The organism is Gordonia spumicola, assembly GCF_009932475.1.
GTDB classification, from domain to species: Bacteria; Actinomycetota; Actinomycetes; order Mycobacteriales; family Mycobacteriaceae; genus Gordonia; species Gordonia spumicola.
Window position 1 is genome coordinate 646,153 of sequence record NZ_BJOV01000002.1, and the last position, 15,795, is coordinate 661,947.

Annotated in this window: 11 protein-coding genes; 4 read left to right on the top strand and 7 right to left on the bottom strand. The window is 64.4% G+C overall.

All coding sequences use genetic code 11. The annotated features are described in order from the left end of the window. Window positions 1-59 precede the first annotated feature (59 nt). The gene (locus tag GYB83_RS05145) at window positions 60-1,937 is read right to left on the bottom strand and encodes a YhgE/Pip family protein (RefSeq protein WP_161894464.1); all 1,878 of its coding nucleotides are present in this window, start codon (window positions 1,935-1,937) and stop codon (window positions 60-62) included. A gap of 54 nt (window positions 1,938-1,991) precedes the next feature. After that, window positions 1,992-3,287 carry a CapA family protein gene (locus GYB83_RS05150; RefSeq protein ID WP_161894465.1) on the bottom strand — a complete coding sequence of 432 codons (1,296 nt, stop codon included), beginning with the start codon at window positions 3,285-3,287 and terminating at the stop codon, window positions 1,992-1,994. 123 nt (window positions 3,288-3,410) lie between these two features. Between GYB83_RS05150 and GYB83_RS05155 the strand changes: the two genes are divergently transcribed. Next, entirely contained in the window at window positions 3,411-3,962 is a 552-nt protein-coding gene (locus GYB83_RS05155; protein WP_161894466.1) for a TetR/AcrR family transcriptional regulator, read from the top strand. Window positions 3,963-4,020: 58 nt separating this feature from the next. Here GYB83_RS05155 and GYB83_RS05160 read toward each other — a convergent pair whose 3' ends face one another. From GYB83_RS05160 to GYB83_RS05170, 3 genes are all read right to left on the bottom strand, one after another. Further along, window positions 4,021-4,842, bottom strand: a complete 822-nt coding sequence (locus GYB83_RS05160) for an alpha/beta fold hydrolase (protein WP_228461177.1) — start codon at window positions 4,840-4,842, stop codon at window positions 4,021-4,023. A gap of 587 nt (window positions 4,843-5,429) precedes the next feature. After that, window positions 5,430-6,461: an ImmA/IrrE family metallo-endopeptidase gene (locus GYB83_RS05165; protein ID WP_008381353.1), complete on the bottom strand. Its 1,032-nt coding sequence runs from the start codon at window positions 6,459-6,461 to the stop codon at window positions 5,430-5,432. A gap of 26 nt (window positions 6,462-6,487) precedes the next feature. Further along, window positions 6,488-7,135: a hypothetical protein gene (locus GYB83_RS05170; protein ID WP_161894468.1), complete on the bottom strand. Its 648-nt coding sequence runs from the start codon at window positions 7,133-7,135 to the stop codon at window positions 6,488-6,490. Between the two features lie 522 nt (window positions 7,136-7,657). On the opposite strand from GYB83_RS05170, the gene GYB83_RS05175 reads away from it, so the two are divergent. The 3 genes from GYB83_RS05175 to GYB83_RS05185 all read left to right on the top strand — a co-directional run bounded on the left by GYB83_RS05175 (window position 7,658) and on the right by GYB83_RS05185 (window position 10,444). After that, complete coding sequence (locus GYB83_RS05175) at window positions 7,658-8,341, top strand: MspA family porin (RefSeq protein WP_075051902.1); 684 nt, start codon at window positions 7,658-7,660, stop codon at window positions 8,339-8,341. 14 nt (window positions 8,342-8,355) lie between these two features. Beyond that, the gene (locus tag GYB83_RS05180; RefSeq protein WP_157436185.1) at window positions 8,356-9,309 is read left to right on the top strand and encodes a hypothetical protein; all 954 of its coding nucleotides are present in this window, start codon (window positions 8,356-8,358) and stop codon (window positions 9,307-9,309) included. 523 nt (window positions 9,310-9,832) lie between these two features. Next, on the top strand, window positions 9,833-10,444 hold the full coding sequence (locus tag GYB83_RS05185) for an SMI1/KNR4 family protein (protein WP_008381364.1): 612 nt from the start codon (window positions 9,833-9,835) through the stop codon (window positions 10,442-10,444). Window positions 10,445-11,355: 911 nt separating this feature from the next. Here GYB83_RS05185 and GYB83_RS05190 read toward each other — a convergent pair. Then, on the bottom strand, window positions 11,356-15,552 hold the full coding sequence (locus GYB83_RS05190) for an AMP-binding protein (RefSeq protein ID WP_161894469.1): 4,197 nt from the start codon (window positions 15,550-15,552) through the stop codon (window positions 11,356-11,358). Then, entirely contained in the window at window positions 15,549-15,767 is a 219-nt protein-coding gene (locus GYB83_RS05195; protein ID WP_161894470.1) for a phosphopantetheine-binding protein, read from the bottom strand. The genes GYB83_RS05190 and GYB83_RS05195 overlap by 4 nt, the downstream gene beginning before the upstream one ends. Window positions 15,768-15,795 lie beyond the last annotated feature (28 nt).

Below are 15,795 nucleotides of genomic sequence, written 5' to 3' on the forward strand. Positions count from 1 at the left end.
GCCGTAGATCGTGACCACCATGTGGTCACGATCTACGGCACAGTCGGTGCTGAGGCGGCCTATCCCGGAGAGACGGCCTCCCCCGACGATCGAAACGCATCGCTCGTCGGGCGCACGGCGATCAGCGCCGCCACGACGAGGAGCGCGGTGACCGCCGTGATAGCGGCAAGCGACGAGCCGACACCGTTCACCCCGTTGAAGGCCGCGATGAGCCCGTCGCGGACGTACGTCATCGGCGAGATCGGGTTCAGCAGACGGAACGGCGCCGGAACGGTCTCGATCATCCACACGCCGCCGAACGAGAACAGCTGCACCATGATCGCCGCCGCCGAGGCGACCGCTCCCGCGACGTAGCCCGCGACGGCGAAGAGCACGCCGACCACCACCGAGTTCATCACCGTCGCCGCCGCGACGATCAGCATGACGGCCGCGGGCGATTCCGGGGACGGCGCGGGCGACACGAGAGTCCACACGGCAGTTCCGATCGCCGCCACCACCGCGAGGCTGATCAGCGCGGACGCGAACAGCCGTCGAAGCCAGGCCCGGACGCCGACCGAACGAGTGTCCGCGACGGTCGCTCGCAGTGGACGAAGGCAGAGGGACACGATCAACGGGACCAGGGCGCTGAGGACCGTCAAGAGCAGCGGAACTGATCCTGGTCCGAACCCGTGGGCGGGTTCCGGGTTCGTCTTGGTACTCGCGACGGGCGTGCTGAGCAGCGACGCGAGACTCTGCTGACGTACCGAATCCCCCAAGTCGGGCAGCGATCGCGACCCGTCCCGCAGGCCGGAAGCGAGTCGCCCGGCACCGTCGTCCAACCGCGCAGCCCCGTCGTGGAGTTTCACAGCACCGGCGGCCGCCGTGTCCACGCCTTCGGCGAGCTCCGTCAGTCCAGAGCCGAGGCGGGTGACGCCGTCGTCGAGCCGTGCGGAACCGGCGACGAGTTCGTCTACCCCCGACCGATAGTCGGCGTCGGAAGACGTCAGCTGGCGAGCGAGTTCGCGACTGCCCGGCGCGAGCGCACCGATGCCGGCGACGAGATCCTCGAGCCGCTTGACGGCGGCACGGTCGGACGGTCCGACGATCCGTTCGAGAGAACCGAGCAACCGAGTGAGTTCGGCGGTGCTCAACGGACCGGTGAGCTGTTCCAGACCGTCGGCAAGTCGGGTCGCGCCGTCGCCCAACGTCTGTGTTCCCGACTGCAGTGATGCGAGGCCGTCGGCGAGTCGGGCTGTGCCGTCGGCGAGTCGCCTGCCTCCGGCGGCGGCCGTGTGGGCGCCCGGTGCGAGCTTGTCGGTCAAACCTTTCGCCAACGATCGAGTCCCGTCGGCCAGAGCACTGGTTCCGGTGTGGAGCTCGGTGGAGCCGTCCGCGGCCTTCTCGATTCCGCCGCCGAGCGTCGCGAGTCCCTTCACCGTGGTTCCGACCGTCGACGCGGAGATGCTCTTCACCGCCGCAGCGGTGATCGACGCCATCGCGCGGCCGCCGATGCTCGACGCGAGGAGCGTGTTCCTGTCGTTGTAGACGACGTCGATCAGAGCCGGCGCCGTCGCGGTGTCGCCGATCGAGGCCAGCGTGGCACTGAAGTCGGAGGGGATGGTGATCGCGAAGTAGTAGTCGCCTTCGGCGAGTCCTCGCATCGCGTCGGCTCTCGACACCTCCTCGAACTTCATCGCATGGGACTTCACGAGAGTCTCGGCGAGTCGACCGCCCGCGTCGAGGACGGTGCCCGCGTGATGTACGGCGTGGTCCTCGTTCACGAGTGCCACGGGCATCTCGTCCAGGGTGTCGGTCGGGTCCCACGCGACCCACATGAACAGGGCGGACAGCGCCAGCGGGGTGACGACGAGAAGGGCGAGAATCAGTCGCGGCAGCCGACGGGAATGCCACGACGTCGAGTCGCGACGGCCGGTCGAGGTAGCGGTGGTGTCAGACATGGATGTGTGGTCTCTCGGATCGGAGATGGAATGGAGGCACCGGTCGTCCGGCGGTCACGGCAGCAGGGACGAGGTGAGATCGGCGAGCCTGCGCACCTCGGCGAGGTCGGCGCTGTCGAGGTCGCCCTGCTGCTCATGACGCCGTAGGAACGCGGACAGGTCGTGAATCCGGAAGTCCGTGCACGTGCCGTCCCGGTCGAACCTCGCGCGCCGCAGAATCGGAAGGCATGAGACGTCGGCTATCACCGTGGTCTCCCGTCCCGCGACGGTCCCCTTGTGCAGCGAGAACCTCACGAGATTGCCGACCTTCGAGTTCGGCACGGCGTCCAGATACGACGCCAGGTCGCCGTGCGCGTAGACGATCAGCGCGTCCCGCTCCACGCCCGAACCGTCGACGTACGAATGCCTCTCGATCGGCTGGACGACGTGCGGGTGGTTTCCGAGGATCACGTCCACGCCGAGCTCCGCGATGCGGTGCGCGTTCGTGATCACCGTTCGGACCGGGTACGACTCGAACTCGAGACTCCAGTGCAGACATGCGACGACGACGTCCGCGCGCAGGTCGTCCCTGGCGATCTGCACGTGACGTTCGATCATCGAGAGGTCGACGTCCGGCATGTTCAGCCGCAGGTAGTTGACGAGGTGCTCCTCGCCCGCCGGCACCTGTCGCCCGTTGACGGAGAACGTGTACGAGACGAATGCGACTCGCACGCCCTCGACGTCGACCACCGGGATCGCGTCGCGTTCGGCGTATGTGCGGGCGGTTCCGACATGACCGACTCCCATCTCGTCGAGGACGTCGAGCGTCTCGCGGACGCCGTCCGGCCCCTGATCGAGGGCGTGATTGTTCGCCGTCGAGAAGAAGCCGAACCGGTCGCCGCCCGCGAAGATCTCCAGGACCTCACGGGAGCTGTTGAGGGGCGGCGCGGACAGGATGCTCTTGGGTGGCGCCCCGACCGGACGCGACGGCGCCACCGGCGTCTCCAAGTTCGCGACGGCCAGATCGGCGCCGAACAGGAAGTCGCCGACCTCGTCCCAGATGTGGGCCGTCGTGTCGGGACGGAGGTGTTCGGAGGTCAGGATGTCGCCCGCGGACGAGAGTCTGGCCGTGGCGACCGGGACGAAACCCGCGGGCCGCCCGAATGAGAGGTCCTGTGCGGCGAAATGTTCCTCGATCCCCTTACCCGGCTCGGCATGTTCCACGGCGCCGACGAAGAACTTGTGGGCCCACCACAGTTTCTCGCCGAGACCCATGGTTCCGGCGTTGCCCTCGACGGACCGTGACGCGTCGGTGCGCCCGGCGAACAGGCGGTACAGGGCACTCATGGGCTGAATGGGGTCGATCGTCATGCCGGTCTCCTCGTGGCAACAAAGTGGCACATGTGTGACACTGTTGGGAAGTGTGACGAGCAGCGCACGCATCGGTCAATCAATCGGCCGGAAGTGCTACACGACGACGGAGAGTGGGACACCGTGGACGGTTCAGGCAGGCGCCTCGGGGCCAATGCGACGGCCGACCGCTCCCGAGAATGGCTGAGTGAGGCCCTCTTCCACCTCATGCGGGAGAAGCCGTATGGCGACATCACCGTGACCGACATCGCCGAGCGCGCCCAGCTCTCGCGTCGCACGTACTACCGGAACGTGCAGTCGAAGGAGGAGCTGGTCGCGCTGCGATGTCGTCGCCTGGTCGACGACTACGTCACACGGCTCCGCGACGCCGACCTCGCCCAGACCCGCGACGTCGCACTCGTGTTCTTCACCTTCTGGACCGACCACGCAGACTTCCTGCGCACCCTTGTGACCTGTGGAATGTCCGGGCTGATCCTGCAGAAGTTCAACGAGCACATCGCCGAGGTGTTCCACCGCAGCGCAAGCCCGAAGTATGCGCACGTCCCACACATCGAGTACGCCCTCGCCTTCAATGCGGGCGGCTACTTCAACGTGCTCTTCGAATGGTTGCGACGCGGCGCGCGGGAGACCCCGTCGGAGATGGCGGACGCCGTCGCCTCGATCGGGACCGTCTGACCGATGTCGCGTGTCGACGTCGCTCTTTCCGTCGGACAGACGACGAACGATCGCGATATCAGCCGCTCACGCTCGACCATCTGTCGGCGGACTGTCGGCGGAGGAAGGAGATGATCTCGCGCGCGGCACCCTCCGGCTCCTGTTCGGCGGGATAGTGTCCCGACCGTTCCACGACGACGCCGCTGACGTCCGATGCGACCTCCCGCATGCCCTCGGCGACAGCGGATCCCATCGCGTACCGACCGCCGATCGCCAGGACCGGAGTACCGATCGGTTCACGCATCAGCCGTGCGACGTCGGCGACGTCCTCTGCCCGTGTCCGGTAGTAGCCGAGGCCGGCTTCCAGCACGCCGTCCGCCCGATAGGCGTCGATGTACGAGCGCAGCACGTCGGGGTCCAGCCCCGCCGGTCCTGCGCTCTCGCGCAGGAAGGACCCGTAGTAGGCGTCCTCCCGCTCAGGGACGAGTTGCTCGGCGAGCCCCGGAACGCGATTGAACGGCCCGTGCCACGACGGATAGTGCCCCGCGCCGGGCTCCGGCACGGCCACGTCGACGCCGGGCAACGTCTCCTCTTCGACGACGACAGCAGTCACGACATCGGGCATCGCGGCGACCAGGTGCACGGCAACCGTCGCACCCCAGTCGTGTCCGACCACCGCGAACCGTTCGAGCTCCCCGAGGCGATCACCCACCCATGCCGCGAGGTCATGTTTCCGGAAGCTCCCCACGTCGCCCGGAGCCTCGCCGAGACCGGGAAGAGTCACCGGGATCGGCGCGAACCCCGCATCGTCCAGGGCGGGCAGCAGATACCGCCAATGCGCTTGGGTCACCGGCCAGCCGTGCAGAAGCACAACGGGCACGTCATTGGGCGAAGCGATCACACATTCATGATGCCCGCCGGGGCACCCGTTCACACGAGCGAACGAACTCTCCAGACGCCGTTCTCGGCGGAAACGAACGACCCCGCGCACCGTGTGCGCGGGGTCGTTCCTGACTTGGGCATGTTTGGAAAAGCACCTGACCAGCATTTACATACAGAGTTAACGCAAGTTCGGCACACCGGATTCTTCGCTGTGGCACACCCTTTCGCGCGGTGCCCGGCCATGTATGTCGCCACAACCATGCCTCGTCTAAACACGGCCTTCGCCGCCAAGTAGATGCTCTGGTGAACTCTGTTACTCGATTCTAGACTGGCCGGTCGAGATAGTGCCGCGCTCCGGAGCGGACGCCGCACTCAACCCTAATCGCGCGCGACACGCTCCTAGGCATTGGACGAAATGGCAGTGTTTCGTCGATGGGATGCTTCCGCATGCCGTCATGCTCGCAGTTCGCCGTAACTCACTTCAGTCCGACAAGCAGCACTCGTTAGCAGGATCTCCTTGTTGAAGTACATGACACCCACGGATGAGGTTCACGCCCAGTGAGAGTCTCCCGAGGCGCGCCGAAGATCGCAGCGACGAATCGACCGTTACGCGCTCACAGGTACCAGGTGGCGTACGTACTCTCGGACCTCGGCGGGCGATAGATCAAGGATCCTTGCCGCTTCCCTCGCGGTGATTCTGGCTCCCTCGCCGAACATCACCTTGCGGAGAAGCTGCGACGTCTCTGGGACGATGCCGCCCGGCTCTGACCGCCGGAATCCTCGTTCAGACAACGTAATGCAAGCCGAGCGGTACTGCCAGTCGGTTAGGAGATGAAGCTCGTGCAGGCGATGGGTCATGGCCATGGCGGAAACCTTCCAGTACGAGCGAGCCGCCAAAACCCGTTCGATGTTGGCCGCCCGCATTTGTTGGCTTTCAACAGCAGTCTTCGGCATGAGGAAGCTGGACGCGAAGGCGTTCGCTTCTGCCTCTCGCTCCTTTGACGTGCTTGGATCCATTTCTAGCTCGCTGTGGAGGACGAGGTGCCCCAGCTCATGTGCGGCATCGAAGCGTTGTCGCTCGCCAGTCTTCTCGGTGTTCAGGAAGACGTAGGGGGAACCGTCGCGGTAGAAGCAGAAGGCATCGATGTCATCGTACGAGTGACTGAGCGACGCAACTCGCACACCCTTCGCCTCCAACAGATGCACCATATTGGAGATCGGCCGGTCTCCTAGACTCCATCGATGCCGTACCAGTCCAGCTGCGTGTTCCGGAGCTAGCTTGTCGAACGTGGGGATATCAGCGTCCGGAAGGCGAAAACGCTCCTCAATCGTGTCGAAGAACTCAAGCGCAAGCGAAGCCTTCGCGAGGACAGCGTCACGTCGAATCGCGCTGGTCTTGCTCAGCTTGCGGAAACTGGCCGCACCGGTTGCCACGGGCTCGATAGACTCCCGCTCAAGAAAGGCGGCCGGTACGGCTAACGCGTCGGCAAGCTTGATCAGCGTATCCTCCGCGGGCGGCCGGTGCCCGTTCTCGAAATCTGTGAGGGCTCGCGACGAGACACCACTGACTTTGGCCAACTCGGTAAGTGTGTAACCGAGACGAAGGCGAGCTAGACGTAGGCGACTTGGATTGAACATGAGCTACCGCCGCTGACAGCAGGCGGTCATCGAGGTTCGACCGGCACGTCGAATCCGTCCGGACCGTCATCGCCAGGCTGATCGAACACCGACAAGTCACCTTCCAACGGGAAGAAGCCGACGCGAATCCGATCACTCCAAGCGTTAACGCAGCCTCCGTCGGTCATGCCGGCCGGACGGGCGAGTTCTATGTAGACACCGCCATCAAGGCCTGCCCGCTCGCACAGAAGAAAATAGAACGGTGCTGAAGCTGACTCCTCGACCGGCCCCGCCGTGTCGACAGGGTCTCCGAACAAGACCGGGTGCTGCGGTCGCGGCGCGAGAGAGCCCTTTGTGGTCTTACCTTTTCGCCGAGTACGCAGCCGGCAGTGGAGCTCAGGCTTCCCGACATTGATCCCCGACGAGATCGTGAACGCGAGCAATCCTGCCGGATGCAGGAGCCTCGGCTGACCCTCGATATCGACAGCACGCCATCCGTCGGCGGTGAGAAGCTCAGTGAAATCCTCCATACCGTCCTGGTAGATGTCGGTCCCTGGGGCGGTCTTCAGCGCGTATGAGCTGCGGTTCGCAGCCCGCACAACACCGCGCCGAAGTCCGTTGTGTATCAGCTCAGTGGAGAGCCCCATCGCTATCAACCGCCGCTCGTCGTCCTGGCCGTTTGGCTGTGCGTTCACTAGCGCCATCATGGAACCCCTCTAGGTAGTTGCGTAAAACACTACCTCAATCGTGGTCCTATTTCACGCAACATGCTCGTGATGCTGCGAAGAGGAAGCTGGCTATGCGCCAGACGGGGCTACGTCCATCGCCACTGCGGCATTCGCCAGACACGCCTCACGATTACTACCCCGGGTGCCGGCCGCGGCGGATTGAAACCACGACTGTTCGAACGCGCCGTTGGTGGCGGCAAGCATGAGAGCCGGAAGCAGTCGCGTCTTGGCCACTTTCAGTGCGTGTTCTGGTGTCCATCTTTTATGTGGACCGCAGTCCGTGTCCGGACCGGACAAATGGAAACATAGCCTGAACTGGCCGTTTGCCGAGCATTCTCGACGAGTGTTTGCCTACGGGTTGCCCGAGGCGTGGAATCACCTGCGGAAGCACAACGCTTCCACCGCACACCGGATCTGAAGTGAGTATCGCCGATTCGAACGCGGTTGTTACACAGGCCGATTGGCCTGTTCCGACTTTGGGGGTCACCTATGTTGCGTCGTATCGCGACACCACTCGTCCTTGCCATCATCGCCGCGTTCGCGTTGGCCTCAAGTTTGCTCGCCGGACCTGCCGATGCCCGGACCCATCACACACGTGAAGGTGTCGACATCACCCTCACCGCATCCAAGCTCCGTGCGAAGAAAATCCCCGCGCTGGACTCCTCACCGTTCTCCGGCGAAGCACTGCTCTCCTCGGACGTGCACGCGGCCGTCCGCAACATCGACGGCAAGACCGTTCGGGCCACGGTGGAGGTCGGTTACCAGATCGGCTACCCCGTCTCCGTCGCGCCCAACGGCGTGAAGGTCACCGCGCATACTCCCGAGTTGAAGCTGACCGGCGGAGTGAACGCCAAGATCGCACCCGAGGTCACCATCTCGGGTTCCGGTGGTGGCGGCAAGATCGGCGAGATCGGCGCCGAGCTCGGTGCTGAGGCGACCGTGATCCCGTCCGCGGATCTCGAGTTCGAGGTCGGAGCGGGCAAGATCACCACCGTCACCCTCGCTGAGATCGCCCTAACTCAGCCGACTGCCGACATCGTCCTGTCCGGCATCGAACTCAACACCACCAACGCCCTCGGACCCATCAGCGTCCGCCCCTACGCCAAAATCAGCGTCACCACCGACACCGGCGTCTACGTCTACTACGACCACGGCCCCACCAGCCGCATCTGACCCGGCACGACACCATGACAACGAACCACTCCCGCGGCCGCGAACGGCACGACCGGGGAACGCTCCTGGCGGGCCTGATCGCGCTCACTGCACTCGCAGCAGCAGTCCTACTCGCGATCTCACTCGCACCGGCCTCCGCCGAAACCCCGGCCGAACGCTGCAAACGCGAGACCACCGCCTACAACAACGCATGGAAGAACTCCTGGGCAGCATCACACCCAGGAAAGAAGCCCAGCGACGCACCCAAACCACCCGTGCCCTACAAGTGCGGAAGCAACAACGACGGACCACCGCCGACCGTACAGCCGACGACCACCACGCCAGAAGCGCCCACAGGCACTACTCCTGCTGCGCCCGCCGCCGCACCAGACAGTTCCGGACCTACGATAAGCGCGCCGACGACTCGTCGCGACATTCAGCATCCAGGCACCGGCCAGCCTCCGATCGGAAGCGATGGCGACCGTGTCCACTCGGATAGCCTGCCGCCGATGGAACCTATCCGGTACGTGGCGGCCCGCAGTGTCGATGAAGCTCGACGTCTCATTGATGAGATCGCCCGAAAAAGGGCTGCGGGCGAACCAATCGGCCAGGTAAAGTATGGTCCTTGCACGCTTTACCCACACTCCCTTCATGTGCGCACTAGAACCAAGGATAACGATCCTCGACTTGTTGGATTCAAGCCGCAAACCAAATGCGAGCACAGAGTCCTCAGAATCACCCAAACCAGTCGCATTCGATACAAGTACTACGCATGGTGGTTGAACGTAAATTTGAGATGGGACAATCCTCAGGTCAGTGGAAACACTAACCAGAGTTCCTTACAGGACAAGAAGGTCGAGTTCATCTGCGCAGGAACCGTCGACACAGCCTTCGTAGGAACCGTGGCGGGAGAAATGATAGACACGAACGGCGAAAAGTATTACGCAACAACCGCAACCTCAGTTTTTAGAGAGCACTGTGAAATATGAGAACTGGAGCCTCCTGTGAATAGTGCAAAAATTCTCGTAGCCCGACTCGACGACAACCCGTATACGGAGGCTATCGTAGGGCTCGCGCTAGACCGAGAGACCGAGCTTGAGATTGCCAATCAGGTCGAGTCGAACCGCGTCCAGTGCTGGACCGAAACTCAGCCGATATACGGTGACGGAGATACGCCAAAAGCGGGCGATTCTCTATTTCTAGTGATCTCCGATGAGTTCGGGCAAGACGCGCCTGACCGGATATGGGGTGGCCCTACAATCGAGAAGGTTTTCGACAATCTGTCCGGCGCCGAGGAGTTTGCGCAAGAATATGCGGATTCATACCAAGGTGAAGTGGGTGTTGACATACATGTGTGGAGGCTCCCCATCGGATGGCGAAGGGACATTTCTCTGTAGTTGCTCTGACGAAGCGCTGTCGCCGATCTATTCGGATTGACCCATATTCGTTCCAGAAAACTGAGCGCATGGAACTTGCATGCCATCCTCATCCCCAGACGGAGGTTCATACTAGATGACCGACTGGCACGCACTCATCGACGCGCAGGTCGAATGTCACAACCAACTTGTGAGTCTCGGTCTGTACCCTCCGACAGTTGTAGGAGCGCCTGCATCTGAGGGATCGATCCGTGCGGCCGAGAATCGAATTGGGTACCGCATCGATTCCGGGTACCGCGAGTTCCTGAGTATCGCGAGTGGGTGGCGTCAACAGCAGGGGTTTTGGAACCTCTTCTCGGCCGATGAGCTCGGTGGCGAGATTCTGATCGAGGCACCCGACCCGACGCAACCGATGTTCCGTATGCCGTGGGCGGAGGCCATAGCCTTGCGTGAACACTCGTGGGGCATCGGGATTGCTGGCCTTACGTATCCACCGGAGATCACCGATTGGGAAGAAGTGATACCCGTCGGCGGCACCGATGGGCTTGGCGGCGACATCTACATGCTCTGTACGCCACATGATGAACCGGCCCGACCCCCTGGCCCGATCTTCGTGATCACATCAGGCTTCGTCGAGCGTCACGAGACGTTCGCCGAGTACCTCGAGGCAGGTATCGACAAGGACCGCGGCAACATCGCCGATCCGTCACTCTGGGGCGGAGGTACCGGAGGCTCCGAGAACCGGTAACTGAGCACCCAGTACGTAAGAAGATCACTCTGACTCGTTCAGAGTGATCTTCTTATAGGCCGCCCATGCAGTCACGACGCGTGGAACTCGAACGCGGTAGTGATCATGTCCACGACCCGACCGGGGTCTTTGCCTGCCGCCAACCAACTGACCGGCGACACCGCTCGACCGTCCAACGATAGATCTGGATGAGGAGTCCGCATGAACCATGCCACCGAGGTCGGTGGCGCCGTCGTCGGGAACGCTGGCGCCATCTGCGCCCAACCAGAGAGTTCGCCGTCGACGGTAAACTGGAACGAGGGCAGTAGGTGCCGGTTTCTGACTTTCATCGACAGAAGCGTCCGATCGGCAAGTCGGTGACGGATACGTCGGGTCGTAATGCCAAGCTTGGTTGCTGCTTGGTTGCTGCTTGGTCGACTGTGAATGCGGTCGCGAGCAGCTCGGAGGTTCGCTTCGCGGCGACCGTTGAGAGTCCCGCCGCGCGGGCGGCGTTCCGATGCCGCTGGTCCGGCACACGAGAATCGCCGCTGTGTGGCACACCGCCGGGGGTGGGCAGGGTGATAACGCGGCCTCAATCTCTCACCGGAAAGCAGTGCTGAATGATCGCCGCGGCGATACTGCTTCCGACATAAATGCGGAGATGACAGGTCTTAAGGATCAGAGTCGACACAAGCGCAGCCATCGGCCAACGGCGGCTCTTTGCGGTATTTTGGCTACAGTACTATCTGGTACGACGCCAGAGACCGGGACCAAGCCGAGGGCAGGCAACGTTGTCGACGACCGATAGCACCTGCCGAAACACCGGAGGGACGGACGAGCGCGGACGATAACGCTGGAGGCTCCCCACGTCGCGGCGGTGGCAACCAGCACGGCGACTCAGAGGTGCGCTGTACACCTTCCGTGTTTCCGGCTTAGTCTACGTCCTCCCGTAGACGCTGAGCGGTTCGGTCACGCCATAGCAGATCGATCGCCAAGGCCCTTCCCGCATCGACGACGCTCACCGTCGGCACCAGTACCGTCCTGCTGATCACTGGGTCCGCGTGTGTCCTCCGCGGCTCACGGCCGTCCCGGGATTCCCCTTCCTCCGCGCCCGGTGCCAGCTGCAGATCGCACCACAGGAGTGCAGCAGCCTTCGACGACTCGTCGACGTGCGCAGTGGCCACCGCTGTCCGCCACTGCGCGAGCGAAACCGTCGGTGCCCGCCCGGCACCGACAGCGAGCATCGCGGTGACCGGCAACTGTTCACCGCAAAGGTTGACGAGGTCGAATCCCACCGGGCCAGTCGAGTTTGCTGCCCGCAGCACGTGGTCACCGACAATATCTGCGGACACGACCAGCTCCTTCAGACCGGAGTCGGGCACGGCCCCGCAGGCAGCCGCCACCCGAGCCAGGCGGTGCAGGAAGTCCTCCGGGTTCGGGGCAGCACCCACGCCAGGCAGAGTCCGCGGGAGTCGCACCACTTGGACGTCCAGTCCACGCCGCGCTGTCGCTGCCAGCAAGTGCTCGGCGATGCATTTGGTGCGTGCATAACCAGTCGGCATGGTGTCGGGATGGGCAAGACCTCCATCAACCCCGGAAGCAGTAGCCGTAGAGAGAAACACCATGCGTGCGCCCCGAGTCGCTGCGATCTTTGCCAGACCGACAGTGAGCGTGACATTGTCGCTCCGCAGCATCGCGTACGACTCGACCGCGCTGACGCGTGCAGCACCGTGCACGATCGTACCCAGGTGCGGCACGATTTCAGCCACGTCCATAGCATCGCGTGCGGTGACAGTGACACGTTCCGCGTCGAGTGCCGCGTCGAATACTGCAGCCCCGCTTGGCCCAATCGCTTCTCGTAGCCGCGCGATCGCATGCGCGTCGTCGGCCGCCCGCACCGGGACGACTAGGTCGACCCCTGCGGCGAGAAGTCGGCCGATCAACTGTCGTCCGACGAATCCCGTCGCCCCGGTCAACAGCACGCTGGGCGTCCGTCCAGTGAGCGCCGCCCTGGTCCGTGGGTAGCGGCCGACGTCACCAGGCTCGGCGTCCAGTCCGAAGGTCCGTAGTTCGCCGTCCAAGTCGGATATGAGGCGGTCAGATGTACGATCGGCAGCCTGGAAGACGGACGTGATGCGGTTAGTCAACGCAGCGATGCTAGCGAGGTCGAGTACATCGTCGACCCGGACCCTCAAACCAAGCGCGCCCTGCAGGCGGCCCGCGATTGCGACCGCCTGCATGCTGGTGACGCCACGGGCGAACAGGTCCTCATCGTCGGCAGGCTGCTCACCAAGAACGTCGCCGACGCACTCCCGGATGCGGCCGAGGACGGACATGTCGAGTCTAGAGCCTCCTACGGTAGTGGTGCCTCGAGCCAGACTTCGGCGGTCGATCTTCGCGTTCGCGGTCCTCGGCAAGGCAGCCACCCTTGTGAGTGATCCAGGGACCCACGCGTCTGGAAGGGCACGGCGCAGTTCGTCTCGCACCCGGCGGTTCGACCAGCCGGGGCCAGGGTCACCAACTACAAAGCCAGTCAATGCATACGGACCTGTGCGCGCGACGGCGGCCGCCCGTACTCCCGGCAGTCCCGCGAGAGCGTCCTCCACCGTGCGCAGGCGGACCCGTTCACCGCCGATCTTCACCAGGTCGTCAGTGCGCGCGACGAACCTGATCACCCCGTTGTCGAGTGCGGCGACGAGGTCGCCGGTCGCGTATGCGCGTTCGGTCCGGCCGTCGACCTCGATTCTCTCGAATCCGCCAGCCCCAATTTCTGAGCCAGCCGGGAAACCGAGGTACCCGTCGGAAAGGACCGGTCCATAAATGACGAGTTCACCGACCCGTGTGCCGTCCGCCCGGTCACCCTGTCTGCTGTCCGTGACGTCGACGCGCAGCACGGCACCAGTGTGCGGGAAGATTCGGCCAAGTTGGGCACCGCTGTCTGGGCCGATCGGTCCGGCTGCGTTGACGACTGTCGTCTCGCTCGGCCCGTAGCTGTTGAACACCCGCACGGCGCAGGCGCCGGTCCATCTGCGCAGCATTGCTGTTGAGACCTCCTCGCCTCCGACAACGACTTGTCGGAGGCTCGGAGGGAGCGGCCGGTCCTCGGCCAGCGGCACACACTCGTGCCACAGCGAGGTCGGCACGTCCAGGATGCTCACTCGATGGCGCGCCACTAGTGCGAAGAGATCGGCCGGGGCGCGGGGACCAGCCCGGCTGGGCAGCACCAACCTGGCCCCGACCGCGAGTGCCACAAAAATCTCCTCGACAGAGGTGTCCGCGTGAAGCGGCGCCAACTGCAGGACGACGTCGTCATCTCCCCAGCCGTACGCGGCGACGGCGTCGACGACAAAGCAGTCGAGGGCGCTAGCGGAAACCATGATCAGCTTAGGCGCGCCACTGGTCCCCGAGGTGCGCGTCAGATACCCGCCGCGCACTGCCCGCGGATGGGTGAGCGCTCCTGGTGCTCGTCGAATCGCTATCCCCTCGGTGCCGTTTGCCTCACAGGATGCAACAACGGTCGGTGCGGCAGCCGCTGCGGTAGACAGCGCGTCGTCCGGTTGGTCGTCGGGCAGTGCGAGGTAGGCGGCCCCCACGACGCCTGCCGCGAGCACTGTCACCAGTGCGTCGACGGGTGATTCTCGGAGCAAGTCCGTGTCGATCGCGACGATCCAGCCGTCGCTCACGCCGTACGCGAGCAGGTCGGCGGCACGTCGGCCTACCTGTGCATGCAACTCTGCCCGGGTTAGCTCGACTTCCCCGCAGGTTAGGGCGACAGCGTTGGGTCGCCAACATGCGCTGTCTGCGATCCGACGGTGGACGGATCGTGGCGGTTCCCCGACCGGTCGGGCGATGATCGTCTCGTGGCGCATTAGTTCGCCGATCGGGGTGTTCGGCTGCGCGGCCATCGCCGCGACCAGGGAGATGATGGCTTCGGCGTGCTCATCCGCTGCACCAGGTTGGTGCCGGGCCGGATCTACGTCGGCGAACACCTGGCCGGTCCCATCGCGCAGGTACACTTGGAACGCGATGTCCTCGACGGGGCCAGCCGCCAGATTGTCGGCGCGTACGGTAACGCCCGGAAGCCGCAGATCATAGTCGAATGGCATCACGTTGACAGTGGGGCCAAACAGGGTTCGGCCGCCGCCGACCCGATCGAGTTCGCGCCGGAGGTCCTCGTGCCGATAGCGGCCGTGGCGCGTTGCGTGAACGAGTCCGCGGCGTACCTCCGCGATCAGGCTGTCGACGGTGATTGCGTCTTCGACCCGGACCGTAACCGCGGCAAGGTTGAGGACCATGCCAGGAACCCGTGCGGCAATCGACCCGAGCCGGTTCATCACCGGAAGGCCGAGCGTCACGTCGCGACGTCGCGTGCGACGCGATGCGTGGACTGCGACGGCGGCGACTGCGAGTTCGGTGTAGCTGTTCCCGCCGGCGGGCACAGCAGGCCATTCGGCGGCGCGCCGTCCTGCCCGCTGCACGGCACCGTGCTCACCGGAGTGAGAGTGGGCACTGCCAATCGGTGCAGGTACCGTACTCCCGAGTTGTCGGTGCCAGTGGTCCCGGTCGGCGGCAGACCGCTCGGTACCCGTGTAAGCGGCGTCGTATGCGAGCAGGGCGGTGTAGTCCCCGAGCGGGTCGACGGGACCTGGTTCGCCGCGGTATGCGCGGGCCGCTTCCGTGGCGCACAGTGCGATTCCGTATCCGTCGAGCGCCACGTGATGCGCCCGGTGATACCAGCGGACCCGGCCAACTTCGAGCACGAAGACTGTGTGGGCGGTTGTGACACCCGCGTACGGGTCGACATGCACCGCCAGGTCAGCGGCGATTGCGGCGTCCGCTGCCGCCTCCGGGTCGTCAGCGTCGGAGAGATCGACGACCCGGACGGGCACACGGTCGGCGGCCTCGATCCGCTGGCGCGGACCGTCGGATGTGCGGACGAGAACACAGCGCTGCGCGGGCACTCGCGACACCATTTCGGTGACGGCGGCCGCCCAACGGTGCGGGTCGACGTCGCCGGTCAGGTCGATGTGCTCGGCGAGGCGGTAACCGTTTGACCCCGGCCAAATCTCTAGTGCCGCGGCGACGCCTCGCTGCGCCGCCGTCAACGGCAACAGGCCCTCCCCGGTCACGCCGACAGCACGGTCAGCCAGTTGCGGACCGAGGTGTTCTCGGCCAGCGCAGCGAAGTCGGCCTGCACGCCACGCTCTCGCCAGATATCGACGAGGCGGGCGAGGCTGATCGAGGTGAGCCCGAGATCCATCAAGTCAGTGTTCGAGGTCAGTTCGGCAGGGTCGACGAACAGGATATCGACGAGATCGACGATAAACTGGGACTTTTCCAGCATGTGAGTGCTCTCGCTTTCGGTGGTGGTG